This window comes from Reichenbachiella versicolor (genome assembly GCF_003171675.1).
GTDB classification, from domain to species: domain Bacteria; phylum Bacteroidota; class Bacteroidia; order Cytophagales; family Cyclobacteriaceae; genus Reichenbachiella; species Reichenbachiella versicolor.
On record NZ_QFZQ01000001.1, the window covers coordinates 1,022,162 to 1,038,124 of the forward strand.

Annotated in this window: 14 protein-coding genes; 6 read left to right on the plus strand and 8 right to left on the minus strand. The window is 36.6% G+C overall.

Going from position 1 to position 15,963, the window contains the following annotated elements; translation table 11 throughout:
• Positions 1-370: 370 nt before the first annotated feature.
• Both DKG80_RS04125 and DKG80_RS04130 read right to left on the minus strand, forming a co-directional pair.
• Positions 371-1,660, minus strand: a complete 1,290-nt coding sequence (locus DKG80_RS04125) for a Kelch repeat-containing protein (RefSeq protein WP_109830011.1) — start codon at positions 1,658-1,660, stop codon at positions 371-373.
• A gap of 7 nt (positions 1,661-1,667) precedes the next feature.
• A complete protein-coding gene (locus tag DKG80_RS04130; RefSeq protein ID WP_109830012.1) occupies positions 1,668-3,131 on the minus strand; it encodes a Na+/H+ antiporter NhaC family protein in 1,464 nt (487 codons plus the stop codon).
• Positions 3,132-3,258: 127 nt separating this feature from the next.
• Between DKG80_RS04130 and DKG80_RS04135 the strand changes: the two genes are divergently transcribed.
• From DKG80_RS04135 to DKG80_RS04150, 4 genes are all read left to right on the plus strand, one after another.
• Positions 3,259-3,840 carry a YceI family protein gene (locus DKG80_RS04135; protein WP_109830013.1) on the plus strand — a complete coding sequence of 194 codons (582 nt, stop codon included), beginning with the start codon at positions 3,259-3,261 and terminating at the stop codon, positions 3,838-3,840.
• Positions 3,841-3,930: 90 nt separating this feature from the next.
• Positions 3,931-5,400, plus strand: coding sequence for a sodium-dependent transporter (locus DKG80_RS04140; RefSeq protein WP_109830014.1), 1,470 nt, complete (start codon positions 3,931-3,933; stop codon positions 5,398-5,400).
• A gap of 84 nt (positions 5,401-5,484) precedes the next feature.
• Positions 5,485-5,955, plus strand: a complete 471-nt coding sequence (locus tag DKG80_RS04145) for a pyrophosphohydrolase domain-containing protein (protein WP_109830015.1) — start codon at positions 5,485-5,487, stop codon at positions 5,953-5,955.
• Positions 5,956-6,107: 152 nt separating this feature from the next.
• The gene (locus DKG80_RS04150; RefSeq protein WP_109830016.1) at positions 6,108-6,560 is read left to right on the plus strand and encodes an RNA methyltransferase; all 453 of its coding nucleotides are present in this window, start codon (positions 6,108-6,110) and stop codon (positions 6,558-6,560) included.
• A gap of 124 nt (positions 6,561-6,684) precedes the next feature.
• Here the strand turns inward: DKG80_RS04150 and ilvC are convergent, their stop codons facing one another.
• From ilvC to DKG80_RS04170, 4 genes are all read right to left on the minus strand, one after another.
• The gene (ilvC, locus tag DKG80_RS04155; RefSeq protein ID WP_109830017.1) at positions 6,685-8,166 is read right to left on the minus strand and encodes a ketol-acid reductoisomerase; all 1,482 of its coding nucleotides are present in this window, start codon (positions 8,164-8,166) and stop codon (positions 6,685-6,687) included.
• 102 nt (positions 8,167-8,268) lie between these two features.
• Entirely contained in the window at positions 8,269-9,135 is an 867-nt protein-coding gene (locus tag DKG80_RS04160) for an AraC family transcriptional regulator (protein ID WP_109830018.1), read from the minus strand.
• A 20-nt stretch (positions 9,136-9,155) separates the two neighbouring features.
• Positions 9,156-9,836, minus strand: coding sequence for a DUF6261 family protein (locus tag DKG80_RS04165; protein WP_109830019.1), 681 nt, complete (start codon positions 9,834-9,836; stop codon positions 9,156-9,158).
• A 75-nt stretch (positions 9,837-9,911) separates the two neighbouring features.
• The gene (locus tag DKG80_RS04170; RefSeq protein WP_109830020.1) at positions 9,912-11,150 is read right to left on the minus strand and encodes an ABC transporter ATP-binding protein; all 1,239 of its coding nucleotides are present in this window, start codon (positions 11,148-11,150) and stop codon (positions 9,912-9,914) included.
• Positions 11,151-11,431: 281 nt separating this feature from the next.
• Between DKG80_RS04170 and DKG80_RS04175 the strand changes: the two genes are divergently transcribed.
• Together DKG80_RS04175 and DKG80_RS04180 are read left to right on the plus strand one after the other, a co-directional pair.
• Positions 11,432-11,866 carry a DUF6436 domain-containing protein gene (locus tag DKG80_RS04175; protein ID WP_162555671.1) on the plus strand — a complete coding sequence of 145 codons (435 nt, stop codon included), beginning with the start codon at positions 11,432-11,434 and terminating at the stop codon, positions 11,864-11,866.
• 11 nt (positions 11,867-11,877) lie between these two features.
• Positions 11,878-13,815, plus strand: a complete 1,938-nt coding sequence (locus tag DKG80_RS04180) for a methyl-accepting chemotaxis protein (protein ID WP_109830022.1) — start codon at positions 11,878-11,880, stop codon at positions 13,813-13,815.
• Positions 13,816-13,897: 82 nt separating this feature from the next.
• Here the strand turns inward: DKG80_RS04180 and DKG80_RS04185 are convergent, their stop codons facing one another.
• Complete coding sequence (locus tag DKG80_RS04185) at positions 13,898-14,926, minus strand: DNA/RNA non-specific endonuclease (RefSeq protein WP_109830023.1); 1,029 nt, start codon at positions 14,924-14,926, stop codon at positions 13,898-13,900.
• Positions 14,927-15,817: a 3-hydroxyacyl-CoA dehydrogenase family protein gene (locus DKG80_RS04190; protein WP_109830024.1), complete on the minus strand. Its 891-nt coding sequence runs from the start codon at positions 15,815-15,817 to the stop codon at positions 14,927-14,929. It lies immediately after the preceding gene.
• Between the last annotated feature and the right edge of the window lie 146 nt (positions 15,818-15,963).

Below are 15,963 nucleotides of genomic sequence, written 5' to 3' on the forward strand. Positions count from 1 at the left end.
AGTAGATTTATCCATGAAACACCTTTCGGGAGTTTCCCGATAGCTGCTTTACCCATGAATCTACCTTCTGCTATCGTTAGGAAGTTAGCATAGTAGATATTTCCATGAAAGCTTGATCCAAGATGTTGTCAGATCTGGTTGTATAGGTGTATTGCTATTATTTATACACCCCATAAGAGCAGACATCCTGCTCAGTAGTGAGCAGGATGTCTGCTAAGTACTTAGCAGATATTGTGCTCTTATAAGGGCAGAAAATCAGTCGTTTTTGTTTTTGAATATTCTTTCTTAAAAATATCCCTCAGCAAATTCGATTCAAGTGTGAAATGGATTTCTACCAGTCTCGGGAAAGCTGTTTACCAAAAGTGAAATTCTAAATAGAGCTTATTTTAAAACTCAATTTTTCATTTCCATTGTAATAGATCATCACTGTGCCTTCATCTCCTGCTTTATTGCCTGTATGTTTAATGGACAATTGAAAGGAGTCTTTTGGGTTGACAAGAAAGTCAGAAGCTTTAGACTCCAAATTAAAATCTTCTCCTTTGATTTCTACAGAGGTTATAAAGCTTGCTGCATTACCTCCGGTATTGGCTATTGTGATATCAAGTGTTTTTCCTAATTGTATATCAGTCTGATCCGGTGTACTAAGCTTCGAAGCTTTAATCGGCTTTCCTTTAGGAGAGTTTTTGTTGTACACTTCCATATTATGCTGTCTTCCACCACCACGATTGGGTGATCCACAGGCAATGAAAATACCTTTTCCAGAGCAGATGGCTTGTGTACCGTGACGAGGATGATTCATATCTGCTTTATTAGACCATTTGCCAGTTATGGGGTCATATGCTTCTACAATCTTGTATGCGGGGCCTTTCTTTTCACCTTCACCACCCATAAGGTAGAGTTTACCTTTGTATACCGCCGTTCCAGGTGCAGCTCTAGGAGTAGGCAAAGGATTAGTCAGTTTTGACCAACTGGATTTTTCAAAATCATATACGTCTACGGTAGTAATCACGGGTGCAAATACGCCTCCTTTTCCTCCAGATCGTCTACCACCAGCTGCATATAGCTTTCCATCAATTACCCCTGCATAGAAGTGGTCACGCTTTTCTGATGCATTTTCAAGGATATTCCAAGTATTGGCATAGGGATCATACTCATCAAACCAATTGACGTATCCACCATTATGACCTATAGTGTTGCCACCTACTAAATAGAACTTGTCATTGTAGACGACCAATCCAGCACCACCTCTTTGTCGGGATTTAGGGATTTCAGGTCCTTCTATCCATTGATCAAGATCAGGATGATATATCCATACATTGCTTTCTGGCGGTTCATTGGGAAAGGAGTTTTTGTTGAAGGCGCCAATAACCCAAACTAAGCCTTTATATGTAGTAGCTTGGAAGTGATTAAAAGCCTTAGGAGCCTGTGCCCCTGTAGACCAAGTGTCAGACTTATAATCATAGATGTCCAGTCTTTTTGATTGTTCTCTTCCTCCAAATAAAATGAATTTATCACCTGCTTGGACGAATGAACATTCATGTCTAGCTACATATTCTTCGTTTTCGTCCAGGTCAATCCATTGATCAGTTTGAGAATAACTAGGTAATGACCCTGAAAGAATAATAGCAATAAATAAAGGTAGAAGTTTTGAAGTCTGCATTAGGGTGCTAAATAAGTCCGAGGATTAAATATAATAGAAAAGATGCCGCACCAGCTACTAGTGCATAGGGTAGCTGTGTTTTTACATGATCAATATGATCAGTAGCGCTGGCCATGGATGAGATGATGGTAGTATCAGATATTGGAGAACAGTGGTCTCCGAATATTCCACCACCTATCGCTGCAGCTACAGCCATATATGGGTTTGCATTCATGGTTTCGGCCATTGGAATAGCTATGGCTAGCATAATGGCGAATGTTCCCCACGAAGTACCTGTACTAAAGGCAATAAAACATGATACTAAGAAAATGATAGCAGGAACAAAGGATGGAGATAACCACGCTTTGGAAATTTCGGCCACATATTTTCCAGTTTCTAGTTCTTTACATAAAGAGCTCAACGAAAATGCAAATACCATTAGGAGTGCTAATGAAGTCATTCCTGACATGCCTTTCAAAGTAAGATTGATACTGTCTTGTACTTTTAAAATTCCTTGAGCTTTATACATGAAAGTAGAAACAATGATGGCGGCAGTTAATGAATAAACTACAGCTGCCGTGCCAGATCCGTTGCTTAAAGCGTCTAACAGTTGATTCGGTAGGCTACTAGTTTTGTCTATGGCATCCCAACCAGTGTAGAGCAGGAGTATAGGCATACAAGTAACTAGAATTAGTATTGGAATGATCATGTTGAAAGCTCTTTTTGGAGTTCCTTCTTCTGGTTCGATCATAGATACTTCATCAGATATCATTGGTTTAGAACCATCATTCAAAAATTTACCTTGCTCAAATACTCGTTTTTCTGCATGCTTCATTGGTCCGAAGTCTTTTTCGGTGACAATGATGTATAACAAGATTGCGACAGCAAGGAAAGGATAAAAATTATAGACTAAAGAATTCATCATTACGCCAAATGGCTGGTCATATCCATTGAGTATTAATAAACTCATGATATACGCTCCCCAAGAATTGAAAGGAAATATTACACATGAGGGCGCCGAACCAGAATCTGCTAGATAGGCGAGCTTTTCTCTTGAGATTTTCAACTTATCAAACAACGGTCGGAAAACTGCTCCGACTACTAGTATGGAAGTATTGGCTTCTACGAAAATCAATAATCCTGTAATAGCCGCGTAGAGTTGAGCTTTTAGTCGACCTTTTGGAGTTTCGTCTATGCTTCCTTCTGATAGTTTTTTGACTAGCCCTTGAACTCCTCCTGATCGTTGTAAAAGTGCGATTAATGCTCCTACAAGTAAAGTATAGATGATCGTTTGTGTATTACCCTCGTTTTTAAAAACATTCACGAATGCATTTAGGGTTTCGAAGGAAGCTAATAATGGGTTTCCTTGTTGTAGGATGAGGTGTCCAATCCAAATTCCCGTGGCAAGAGAAAGATAAATCTGTTTAGTTCTAAGCGCTAAAATAATGGCAACAACTGAGGGGATAAGGGACCAAAAACCGTATTCTGTCAAGACGTATTCTATTTAGTAATGAGATAAAGCAGGCAATATAAAACGAATAGAGTTTTCATCAACCATGTAAATAGCTATCTATTGATATTATTCGTATCTTAATAAGTAACCAATTATTTATCCGATTATGAAAAAACTATACTTTTTAATTTTGATGTTTATTGTAAGTGTTGGACAAGTATATGCGCAAACAGTATGGAAAGCTGATCCGGTGCATTCTAATATCCAATTCGAAGTTACTCACCTAGCTATATCAACAGTGACAGGCAGTTTCAATGATGTAAACTGTACTGTAAAATCTAAAAGCAAAGATTTTAATGGAGCTAGTATTCTAGCTACGGTCAATGTAGATGATATTTCTACTGAAAACATGACCAGAGATAAGCATCTCAAACAGGATGATTTCTTCAATGCTCAGATGTATCCCAAGATCAAGTTTGTGAGTAGTTCATTTAGCAAGCTTTCTGATAGTGAGTATGAATTGAAAGGAGATCTGACTATTAGGGATGTCACAAAGAGTGTTACTATACCTGTTGATTACTCTGGACAAATTACGTTGGGTAAGAAAGTAGTCAGTGCTTTTAAAGCTAATTTTAAAATCAATCGATTTGACTACGGCTTGAAATGGAATGATACAATCGACACAGGAAGTTTGGTTGTCGGTGAAGACGTAGATGTCACCTTGAATCTAGAACTAGTCAAACAATAGCCTATCCGATAGTTCCATTATTTTGTGATATTCTCTTACCGTCAAGGGAAATAGATATTTAGAAAGAGATAAAATGTCTATTATTGAGGAATGTCAAAGAATGAATTTAGCAGTAGATGGGGGGTGGTCTTGGCCTCTTTGGGAATGGCAATAGGAGCTGGTAACCTATGGAGGTTTCCTAGATTAGCAGGACAATATGGAGGAGCATTCATTATACTATGGATGCTTTTTTTGTTGGTATGGTCGATTCCTCTTTTAATGTCTGAGTTTGCTATTGGTAAAGCTTTTCGAAAGAGTGTCATTGGCTCTTTTGGGAAATTAGGCGGAGCTAAGAGTACTTGGATGGGTTTCTTTGTGACTATCTGTACGCTTGGAATCGCTTTCTATTACACAGTAGTAGTGGTGTGGTCTATTAGCTACCTAAAATGGTCAATATTAGAATCACAAACACTCACTCGGACTATTACTAATCTTGATATTCTAAAATCACAATGGCAAACTGTTTCGTCTGGAAGTCTTGAATCAGTGTTCATGCTAATAATGGTCGTAGTCGTGGCTATTTTGATTCTTAGTAGAGGAATAAAAAAGGGGCTTGAATTGGCAAATAAAGTATTAGTTCCTTCTTTGTTTATTCTTTTGATTTTTATAGCCTACTCGGCACTCAATTTACCCAATGGTGCTGAAGGTTTTCGATATATGTTTCATATAGATTGGGAATTGTTTGTTCATCCTAAGGTTTGGATTGAGGCATTGTCTCAGTCTGCTTGGAGTACAGGCGCCGGGTGGGGACTACTAATGACCATATCGTCATACACTCGTCAAAAAGAAGAAGTGACCTTCAATGTAATAATGGGTGCGGTAGGAAACAATCTTGCTTCTGTAATGGCAGGTCTAGCCATATTGCCAGCTGTTTTTGGGTTGTCTGTCTCTAACGAATCTGCTATCGAATATCTTCAGTCGGGAAGTCAAGCGTTAGCCTTTACCATTATACCACAATTATTCGCTACTATATCTGGAGGGAGTTTGCTAATGATCATCTTTTTTCTAGCACTTACTTTAGCGGCATTCACTTCTTTATTAGCCATGTTTGAATTAATGTCAAAGCATTTAGAGGATGCTGGCTTGACAGGAAATGTTAGGTGGGTATTAATAGCTATAGTATTTATTCTATTTGGAATTCCTTCCGCATATTCATTAGACTTTTTTAATAATCAGGACTGGGTATGGGGAATAGGTCTGGTTGTTAGTGGATTGTTTATAGCGATTTTGGTGTTGAAGAATAATCCCGAGCAGTTTAAATCACAATTAATAGATCCAGACTCTGATTTCGTACTGCCTACATGGTTTTTTAAGTATTCGTTGATTTTGGTAGTTATTCTCGCACCAGTGCTAATAGTGTGGTGGATGAGTCAGGGCTATAGTGCCAATCCTTGGTTTGATGAGTCGGGATGGAACTGGTTTGATACTTATAGCAATGCGAGCATTGCGACACAGTGGGGAGTCGTTATCATTATTGGATTAGTATTGAGATCATGGCTTTATAAGAAATTCGTAGGCTAATCTTCCAATACAATTAGTAATTTCGAGCCTTTAAGTAATACATGAAGAGCCTTTATTAGTAGCTCTTTTCTAATCTCTAATAACATGGATAAAATAGATTCACTCAATCAAGTAGCCGAATTTCATAAAACTTTTAAACACCCAATCGTATCTTCTCCGGCTATTCCTGATCAAAAGAGATGTGATTTAAGAGTGGAATTGATTTCGGAAGAGCTTAAGGAGCTACAAGAGGCTATCAAAGACAAGGACATAGTAGAAATAGCAGATGCACTTTGTGATATTCAATATGTATTATCGGGAGCGGTATTAGAGTTCGGATTGGGAGACAAGTTTGTAGAACTATTCAATGAGGTCCAAAGATCTAATATGTCCAAAGCTTGTAAGACTATGGCTGAAGCGGAGGCTACTGTCAAGCATTATAAGGAAAATAAGAATACTGAAAGCTATATAAAAGAAGAAGACGGCTTGTTCTTAGTTTACAGAAAAGAAGATGATAAAACGCTGAAATCAATTGAGTATTCTCCGGCTGATCTAAAGTCTATATTGAATAAGTGATTTTTAATTTAGAGTAGTTGAATCCATTTTTTGAAATCGCCTTATATTGTTTAGAGCACAGTCTTTTTGAAGAGAGAATTCGGTGATGGGTTAGAGATGAAGATGTATTTATATATCTAGTGTTTGAGGAATCATTCAATAAGATTCATGCGATGAAGGTAGATAACTTAGAACAGGGTTATTTTGGAATAGGAATTCAAAATGGTAAAACGCCTGAAAACTTGGGTGTACTTTGGAGATCTGCTCAAAATATGGGTGCTAGTTTCATTTTTACAATTGGTAAACGGTATGCTAAGCAAGCATGTGATACCCATAAAGCTACTGGTGCTATGCCTTATTTTCACTATGAGAACTTTGATGAGTTTTATAAAATGCTTCCAAAAGGAGCAATGTTAGTAGGAGTGGAGCTGGACGATCGATCGGTTGCTCTAGAGACTTTTGTACATCCTAAAAATTGTGTTTACCTCTTAGGAGCTGAAGATCATGGATTACCCAAAGTGGCAATTGAAAAATCTCATCATTTAATCAAATTTAATACTACACTTAGTGTGAATGTTGCTGTAGCTGGAAGTATTGTTATGTATGACAGAAATGCCAAAAGCTGATATATCGTAACTGAGTGATTAAAAATCAGTAGGAAGGAAATAAGAAAGCCCCTTGAATGTCTGACATCCAAGGGGCTTTGTATTTCTATAGGTTCAACTTTGCTTTAAAGTCGAAACGTGCATATTACCCAAGAGCAATTTGCTTCATAGCAGTCATTGCGTCTCTTAATTCGCCACCTACATACTCAATTTCGTGGTTTCTTAAGATAGTATTTACCTGAATCAATTGAACGTTATCAACACCATTGTCAATGCCATCATTGTAGTCTTTACCGATGATGTTAGAAGAAACAGTCTTCATGAAATCAGCTAATAATGGCTTACAAGCATGATCGAATAAGTAACATCCATACTCGGCAGTATCAGAGATCACTCTGTTCATTTCATAAAGTTTCTTTCTAGCGATCGTGTTTGCGATCAATGGAGTTTCGTGAAGAGACTCATAGTATGCAGAAGGGCCTTGGATACCAGCGTCTACCATAGTTTCGAAAGCTAATTCAACACCAGCTCTTACCATAGCTACCATTAAAAGACCTTTGTCATAGTACTCTTGCTCAGAGATTTCTACATCAGCATTCTCAGTTTTTTCGAAAGCAGTTTCAGCAGTAGCTTCTCTCCAAGTCAACAAGTTTTTGTCATCATTAGCCCAGTCTGCCATCATAGTAGAAGAGAACTCTCCTGACATGATATCGTCTTGGTGCTTTTGGAACAATGGTCTCATGATGTCTTTCAATTCCTCTGAGATTTCGAAACACTTAATCTTAGCAGGATTAGATAGTCTATCTAACATACCAGATACACCACCATGCTTCAATGACTCAGTGATTACTTCCCATCCGTTTTGAATAAATTTAGCTGCCCATCCAGCGTCTACGCCTTCTTCAACCATTTTGTCGAAACAAAGGATAGAACCAGTTTGCAACAATCCACAAAGAATAGTTTGCTCACCCATCAAATCAGACTTAACCTCTGCTACGAAAGAAGACTTCAATACACCAGCTCTGTCTCCACCTGTAGCTACTGCGTAAGCTTTTGCTTGAGCCCATCCTTTACCTTCTGGATCATTTTCAGGGTGAACAGCAATCAATGTAGGAACACCGAAACCTCTTTTATATTCTTCTCTTACTTCAGAACCTGGAGACTTAGGAGCAACCATGATTACCGTTAAGTCTTCTCTTACTTGCATACCTTCCTCTACGATATTGAATCCGTGAGAGTATGAAAGAGTAGCGCCTTTCTTCATCAATGGCATTACAGTCTCTACTACATTGGTATGTTGCTTGTCTGGAGTCAAGTTGATTACTACGTCTGCAGAAGGGATTAATTCTTCGTAAGTACCTACAGTAAAACCAGCTTCAGTAGTATTGACGAAAGAAGCTCTCTTCTGATCGATGGCTACTTGTCTCAAAGCATAAGAGATATCCAATCCAGAATCTCTCATATTCAATCCTTGATTCAATCCTTGTGCACCAGCACCTACAATAACAATTTTAAGACCTTTCAAAGCCTCTACACCTTCACTGAACTCAGAATTGTCCATGAACTCGGCTACACTCAATTGGTTCAATTGCTCTCTAAGAGGCAATGTGTTGAAGTAATTTCCCATATTTTTATTTAATAAGAATTAATGCTATTTCAATAATTGCTGCAAATGTGCAGAGATAGCATCAATATCCTATGGTGCAAAAGGAAATTATTTAGGTACTTTTCAATGATTTTCACGATACTCAATCGGAGTAATACCTTCGGATCTTTTAAAGAATTTGGTGAAATACGATTGGTCTTTGAAGTTGAGATGAGAAGAAATTTGTGTGACTGATAAATCAGAATATTTCAAAAGTCTCTTAATTTCAATGATTTGCTTTTGGCGAATCAGTTCTTTGGAGGTTTTAGAAGTTCTTTCTTTGACTAATTGTGTTAGATGGTTTTCACTTACCTTAAGAAGATCGGCATATTCTTTGATAGAAAGATTGTCTTGGTATTTTTCCTCTATCAGTTCTCTAAATCTCTTTACTAATACATGTCCTTTTTGTTTGACGCCGTCCCTGTGTTCTTTTGGATATAATCTTTCACAAGTTGTTAGAATTAGCTCCAATAGCGCGTGTGCAAAATCTTGACTATCTGATGCTTCGCGTTTTATTTCTTCACAACCTTTTTTAAACAAGCCTGTTAAAAACTCTTGATCAATAGGGGATAATACTCTTAATGGAGGGTTGTCCTGTTTTACATTAAAAAAGAAGGGATACTCTAAAAGTCTATTCTGGTTACTTTTATCCAATAAGTAGAACTCTCCAGTAAACAGGAAGATATAACCTTTTACGTCTTCGGATAGCTCCAACTTATGAGCTTGTCCTGGGCTAAGAAAGAAAATAGAATAAGGCTCTATTTTGTAACTGTTGCTATCTATAATATGCTCACCAGAGCCCTGTGTTAGGTAAAGTACTTCAAAGAAATCATGGCAGTGTGGGTACTCAACTTCAAAGTGACGATTTGCGTCAAAAACTTCGATCGAGTAGGGACGAGGATTATCACTTTTGAATTGGTCAATACTGTAAGTAGGAATCCCCGTCTTCATTTTATCTGGTATAATTTTCTTTATACTGAAGTATTAAATTCAGCAATTGTCAAGTTTAGATCATCAACTGTCTTTTTAATTCCTTTAGGTCTATTGAAAGTCCACAGAGAATTAATTGTGCTCACAAGGATTTTAAGTTCGTCTGTTAAGGATGCCTTTATGGCTTGATCTGTAGATGGTTCTGCATCTTTTTGATCTCTTAGATGATCCTCCATGACTGTCTCAAAATCTTGATTCGATTTAATAAGTTCCTGTAACCAACTTGTAGCATGAATAATCCCTAGTTCATTCGTTAGAGGTTTAAGTTCTTCGAATAATTGGTTTAGAGCTATGGTTTCTTCATCATAGGGTAAAGAGGCCAAAAGTGTATTGTTCTTTTTGAAAACCTGCCAGAGTCTTTTACAAGCTTCCTGATAAGCAAGGTTGGTTTCTCTTCCCATACCAGCCTGAATATGATCCCTTAGTGATCTATAGCATACGTCTCTAAGGTCGTCAGCTTTACTGATGTTTTTGGAAAGGTAAGTGTCAGCACCTGTATTGCCAGCTTCTCTTGCTTTTTCTATAGCCGTTTCTACTCTAGAAATACATCCTCCGATCATTAATTCATCAGGGTGTACGGCTTTTAGCAAACTGATTATTTCTTCGGAGAGGTTGACTAGGTTGCCCAGAGTGTAAGAAGCGTAAGGGATTCTATCAAGCATAATTTAGTAATATTTATATATAAGCGGATATCCAATTTATGGACTCTTAGGCATTCAACGGATGTATCTTCAAAATTATTTTATATGATTTGAATCTTTCTCTCTATAATCATATGTATGAGCAGTTGATCCTTGGGGCGAGGGAGATAATTCTAAACCATGCGAGGGCTTAATTCCTTCTTCTAATCGATGAGAGACATAGATGATAGTAGTGTGACTTTCTGATGCAATTTTATTGATTAGATGAGTCATTTTTAAAGCACTATTTTCATCAAGATCTACTGATGGTTCATCTAGGATCAGTAAAGGTGGGTGTTTTACCATAGCTCTTGTTATTAATACCATCCTTTGATGACGTAAGGAAAGTTTTATGAATTGCGTCTTTTCTAAATGTTCTAGTTCAACATATCTTAACCAATCCTTTGCTAATTTTTTTCTATGGTCTCCAGGTTTTGTGTATAGTCCGATGGAATCATAAAATCCTGAGATGACCATTTCAAGTACTGTTTGAGTTCTCCAAAAGCCAAATGTCATATTTGAGGTAAAATATCCTATCTTTCGTTTAATGTGCCAGATAGATTCACCACTTCCTTTTTGCATTCCAAATAGCCTTATGTCTTGTCCATAGGCTTTATGGTTATCACCGGTGATCATTGTTAATAATGAAGTTTTGCCAGTACCATTTGGTCCATACAAATGCCAAAATTCACCAGTATTTATTGTCCAGTTTATGTTCTGAAGTATAGGTTTCTGCTTATAAGCTAGATTCACATTAGTGAATGAAACTAATTCACCATCGTATGTCTGACCTTTATTTGAGCTAGGAGGCAGTTGAGCGTGTTCTTTTTCAATTTTATTTTCAAGGACACTATTTATAGTGTTATTTGAATACCGTTCTGTAGAATGTATAAATGCTAGATTGTCTCTTTGTCTTGTATAGATGTTAATGATTAGGATTTTATTAGAAAGGGTTTCTATTTTATTGGTGTATGACAAAATAGACGATTGGTCTAGATGCTCCATAAAATGATCCAGAATTAAAATATCTGGACATTTCTCAACTGACGATTCAAACAAAGCTTTCATGCGCTCTCCAGATGACATAGACTCTAAACTCTGTCCATATTTACTCAAATAGAAATTGAAGTCATGAATTTGTTCTTCTAAAATCTGTTTTTTAATGGTCTTTACAGAAATAATTTTAACCTGTTTGTTATCAAGTCTGTCGGCTAAATTATTGATTATTAGATTTCTGTCTTCTGGATTAACTATGTGAATGTTGAGACTTTCAACAATGTTAAGAGGTTTATTCAATTTCTGTGTCTTAGATTGCTTTCAATTTAGAGACAATAATATGAACTTTGTCTTTAGTAATTCACATCCTGTACCCCAGAAGAACAAGTCTTCGACCACCAACCATAAAATGACCTTTTTATCTTATATGTTGAAATTAAATTGTATACATGAAAAAAAGTGTGTCGGTACTTTTTATGTCCGGATTACTTTGTTTAATGATTTTTATACTGTGGAAAAGTGAGTACAGAAATTTGAAAAATTCATTAAATCATTCAATTCCTTCTAACTATAGCTCTCTAATGATAAATCAATTGATTGGAGATATGCATAGACCAATCTTAATACATTTCTTTGATAACAGTTGTCAGTTTTCAAGAGCCAATATGAAACACCTTGTTAGTGTATCAAATCAGCTTTCTGGTAATGTCATCGCAGTAGTAAAAGGGATAAAGCGTATAGAAATAAATCGTCTGAGAGAAGAAACTGGGTTTATAATATTGGAAGATAATTCGGGTGAAATATTTAAGGACTTTAATATTACATCTACTCCTGTGGCTACGGTGTGGAATGAAGAAAAGAATCTAGTATTTTCAGGGAATTATACCAATGGCATTACCATGTGCGGAGCTGCAGATATCATGTATTCAAATCCGATTTTAGCTTTGAAGGCTCAACAAAAAAAGAGTTTAATACCATACTTGGTTAAAGCACCAGGGTATGCGTGTGAAATTTAAAATTACCAATCATGAACATAGAAATAACAGAAGAATTAGATGGAATTCGAAAGAAAAATGAAATAGTTATAACGTACCTGATGGTCTGCTTTTTCATTTTTGGTGTAGGAATATCCTTTCATTATGATACTTTTTTATTGGGGTTTGGGCTTGGAGGAATAAATCTTGTATTCTTCATGACAGCTCGATTTGTTTTTCCGGGTCAGTTAATTTCCAGAATTGCAGCCTCGATATCGATGGCTGTATATATGTTACAATATGTAGCCCAAATGCATGGAATGTATGAAATGCACTTTTGGTTTTTCATTATGCCTGTAGTGCTGATTTTTTATATGGATTGGAGAGTATTTGTGCCATTGGTGTTAATTGTAACAATACATCATACATATTTCTTCGTTGCTTTTTTACAAGGCAGCGATACCTTTCAGCAGTATTTTCTCAATTTAAGTAGCCTTAACTGGAGTATTTATTTATACCACATGGGGATGGCAATTGTTGGACAGTTGGCAGCTATATGGGCAGCATATAAATTGAAGAATGAAACTGTAAATAATCTTCTTTCAGGAAAACAAGTTAAAAATCAGCTGATAGAACTGAAAAGGTTGACATTGGAGGCAAAGAAAGTTTCGAATGAACTGACCTTTGTAAATAATGAAGGTGAGCAAGATACCGATGAGGATCAATCAATCGAAGATATACTTTCATCTATGGGTAATGATTTTTCTAATGGTATCAATACTTTAATTAATGAAACCAATACAGTAGTAGATGAGGCTGGAAGGAATGGAAAACTTTCTGCCAGAATGTCTGTAGATGGTAAAACAGGAGCGTGGGTTGATATGGCGTACTCGATTAATGATTTACTAGACTCAGTATCAAAGCCAATAGTTGAGTTGAATACTATAGCGAATGAAATGTCTAACGGAAACCTCACGAAACGGTTTGATGTCAATTTAGCGAAGGGAGATGTGAATGAATTAATTATGAATTTCAATAAATCGATGGATCAACTTGTGGGTTTATTGAAAGTAGTAACTGATAATGTCAGTGAGCTGAAATCTGAGTCTGAAGAAATGAGTAGTTCTGGATTAGAAATGACTAATGCCACCACTGAAATAGTTTCGGCTATGACCGAAATCAGTACTGGAGCACAAAGACAGGTGAATAGCATTGAGGGGGTTTCTGAGACTTTAGAGTCAGTTCTAAGAGCTGCGAAATCTATGGAAGAAAAAGCTTCGACTGTGTTGGGTTCAGTATCGGATGGATTGTCAAACAGTGAAAAGGGACAAGTGATAGTTGGAAATGTGGTTTCGGACATGAAAAGTATATCTTCATATGCAGCTGAAACTAATAACTCAATTCAAGTGCTTAATGAACGATCGAATGAAATTTCAAGGGTACTTGGAGTAATTACAGAAATATCTTCTCAAACAAACTTATTGGCCTTAAATGCTGCAATAGAGGCGGCTCAAGCTGGTGATGCTGGTAGAGGTTTTGCTGTTGTAGCTGAAGAGATTAGAAAACTTGCTGAAGATTCTAGAAACTCTGCTAAAGAGATCGAGAAATTAGTAGAAGATGTAAAACTTGATACGGCAAATGCTACTAAAGTAATGGAGACAATGTCTGAGAGTGTTCAAAGTGGAGTGAAGTCTTCGCAGGAAAGCGCTACGGTTTTTGAATCTATTTATAAAAGTTCGACTTCCTCATATGAACTAACTGAGCAGATTATGAATCAAACTAAATCTCAAACGGAGAGTGTATCCACTGTCGTTAACAATGTGGAGTCTGTAGTAGTAATAGCAGAGGAAACAGCCGCAGGGTCTGAAGAAGTAAGTGCATCGGCTACAGAATTGTCTTCGGGTATGAAAACTTACACTGATAAATCTTCAAGATTCAACCAAATGGCAACTGATATTACTTCAAAAATGAAACAATTCAGATTAGGTTAAGTTTTAACCAAAAAAGCACTGAGAAGACTGATTTTGATTCTTGTCTCAGTGCTTTTTTATTCTTTTATACTACGATCGATTACTACCAAGCGCTGTAGCTATACTTGCTTTCAATTTTCTTTTCTAAGTCATCCGGCATAGTTGGGAAAAAATCCAGTTTAGTTACTTTTTCTACTTCGTCTATGCTAGTTGCAAAAGAGCTAAGCGTTGATGATGTCTTTTTATTAGGTAATATGAACCCAATTCCTTTCACATTATTACCTTCCAATTCTAAAATGACTTTGTAGTATTTTGAAGGAACAGCTACTTTATTACTACCTATTTTTTTAGACCTGCCGGTATATACAGGTCCTGTCACTACAAATATTTCACCATTATCATTGGCCATTTTTCTAACTTTTTCTTCTAATTGTTTCCAGATACCTCTATTGAATCCTGGTTCTTGCGGACTCATATTGCTCATATAAAATGAATCATCAAGTCCTTCTTTCGTCCAGGTAAAATCTGCAGCAGGAGCGAGGTGACCTCTATCATAACCTGACCCCTTATAATCTGCAATTGTGGCAGACTTAGAACTGACTAAAGGGTCTTCTCTGAAGTTATCTTTTCTATTGTAACGCGAACTATTTAGATTGTTTCGAGTAAGCTTATAAGCTACCCAATCAGCTTGCTCCGTTTTTTCATTGTAGCTCAGAGTGAAAAAGTCATGCTCAATGATCTGATCATCGTTAGTGTAAGCAGGCCATGCAAAGTCAAAGCTGGAAGAGAAATAGTACTTGTTTTCGCTTGTATATGATGGTAGATTTTTGTTTGTAGAATTTTCTTCTTTTTTACCATCATAGCTAGATGAGGTAGTTTTCTTTTTTGTTGGAGTAGATGTTTTTGTATAAGATTCTGTTTTAGAAGGTTTCTTTTCTTCTTTTTTTTCAATGTTAGATTTGGGGGTGGGCGATGGTTTTGTGTATGATTCTGCACTTTCAGTTAATGACTTTGTTATCGTTCCTATCTCACCGCCATTTTGTTTGTATCCATAGTATATTCCAGCGCCTACTATTAGTAGAATCAAAATTCCAACTAATCCACTTCCTGAACTTGAATCGCTTTTTGCCATTTACTTTTTAAATCTATCTGCTACTATTAATTCTTTACTTCCGCTAACGTATCTATAAAATCCTTGTCCTGTTTTTCTACCCAACTTACCAGCCTCTACCATATTTATAAGTAGTGGGCAAGGTGCATACTTTGGGTTTTTAAAGCCATCGAACATCACATTAAGAATCGCCAAACATACATCTAAACCGATGAAATCTGCTAATTGTAAAGGCCCCATTTGATGTGCCATTCCAAGTTTCATTACTGTGTCAATTTCTTCTACACCTGCGACACCTTCAAACAATGAAAAAATAGATTCATTGATCATAGGCATAAGTATCCTATTGGCCACAAATCCTGGGTAGTCATTTACTACGACTGGAGTTTTTCCAAGTTTCTTAGATACATCTATAATGTTTTCGGTTGTCTCATCACTAGTTTCATACCCCTTGATGATTTCTATTAGTTGCATGACCGGAACAGGATTCATGAAATGCATACCAATGACTTTGTCCATTTTTGTAGTGCTAGCGGCAATTTTGGTCAATGAAATAGAAGATGTGTTTGATGCCAGTATACAGTTGTTATTTGTAAGCTTATCTAGTTGCTTAAATAAGTCAAGTTTAATTTGTGGATTTTCGGTTACAGTCTCTACTACCAAGTCTGCATGTTCAACACCTAAACGGATATTGGTATTAGTAGATAAATTTGAAAGAGTACTTTGCTTCGTTTCTAGTGTGATTTTTTCTTTTTTAATTAATCTATCAAGATTGGTATTGATAGTTTGTTCTGCTTTTTGCAGCGCAGCGCTAGAGGTATCTATTAATTGAACTTGAAAACCTTTTTGAGCAAATACATGTGCGATTCCATTGCCCATTGTTCCAGCTCCTACGACCGAAATATTCTTCATGATTTTTAGGGTTGATTTAGGCTTCAATTTTAGCACATAATAAAGACTAGTCCGAATAATTTAATATCGATATTCACTGTAATCGGTCTTAAAATTACTTGCCTTCATCAATGAATTTTTGGAGTACGAGTAGTGAGGTTTAAGTT

Excerpts from the sequence above, each read along its gene's own strand:
- DKG80_RS04125 (WP_109830011.1), bottom strand. The coding sequence starts at position 1,660 with ATGCAGACTTCAAAACTTCTACCTTTATTTATTGCTATTATTCTTTCA.
- DKG80_RS04135 (WP_109830013.1), top strand. The coding sequence starts at position 3,259 with ATGAAAAAACTATACTTTTTAATTTTGATGTTTATTGTAAGTGTTGGA.
- DKG80_RS04140 (WP_109830014.1), top strand. The coding sequence starts at position 3,931 with ATGTCAAAGAATGAATTTAGCAGTAGATGGGGGGTGGTCTTGGCCTCT.
- DKG80_RS04145 (WP_109830015.1), top strand. The coding sequence starts at position 5,485 with ATGGATAAAATAGATTCACTCAATCAAGTAGCCGAATTTCATAAAACT.
- DKG80_RS04150 (WP_109830016.1), top strand. The coding sequence starts at position 6,108 with ATGAAGGTAGATAACTTAGAACAGGGTTATTTTGGAATAGGAATTCAA.
- ilvC (WP_109830017.1), bottom strand. The coding sequence starts at position 8,166 with ATGGGAAATTACTTCAACACATTGCCTCTTAGAGAGCAATTGAACCAA.
- DKG80_RS04160 (WP_109830018.1), bottom strand. The coding sequence starts at position 9,135 with ATGAAGACGGGGATTCCTACTTACAGTATTGACCAATTCAAAAGTGAT.
- DKG80_RS04165 (WP_109830019.1), bottom strand. The coding sequence starts at position 9,836 with ATGCTTGATAGAATCCCTTACGCTTCTTACACTCTGGGCAACCTAGTC.
- DKG80_RS04175 (WP_162555671.1), top strand. The coding sequence starts at position 11,432 with ATGATAAATCAATTGATTGGAGATATGCATAGACCAATCTTAATACAT.
- DKG80_RS04180 (WP_109830022.1), top strand. The coding sequence starts at position 11,878 with ATGAACATAGAAATAACAGAAGAATTAGATGGAATTCGAAAGAAAAAT.
- DKG80_RS04185 (WP_109830023.1), bottom strand. The coding sequence starts at position 14,926 with ATGGCAAAAAGCGATTCAAGTTCAGGAAGTGGATTAGTTGGAATTTTG.
- DKG80_RS04190 (WP_109830024.1), bottom strand. The coding sequence starts at position 15,817 with ATGAAGAATATTTCGGTCGTAGGAGCTGGAACAATGGGCAATGGAATC.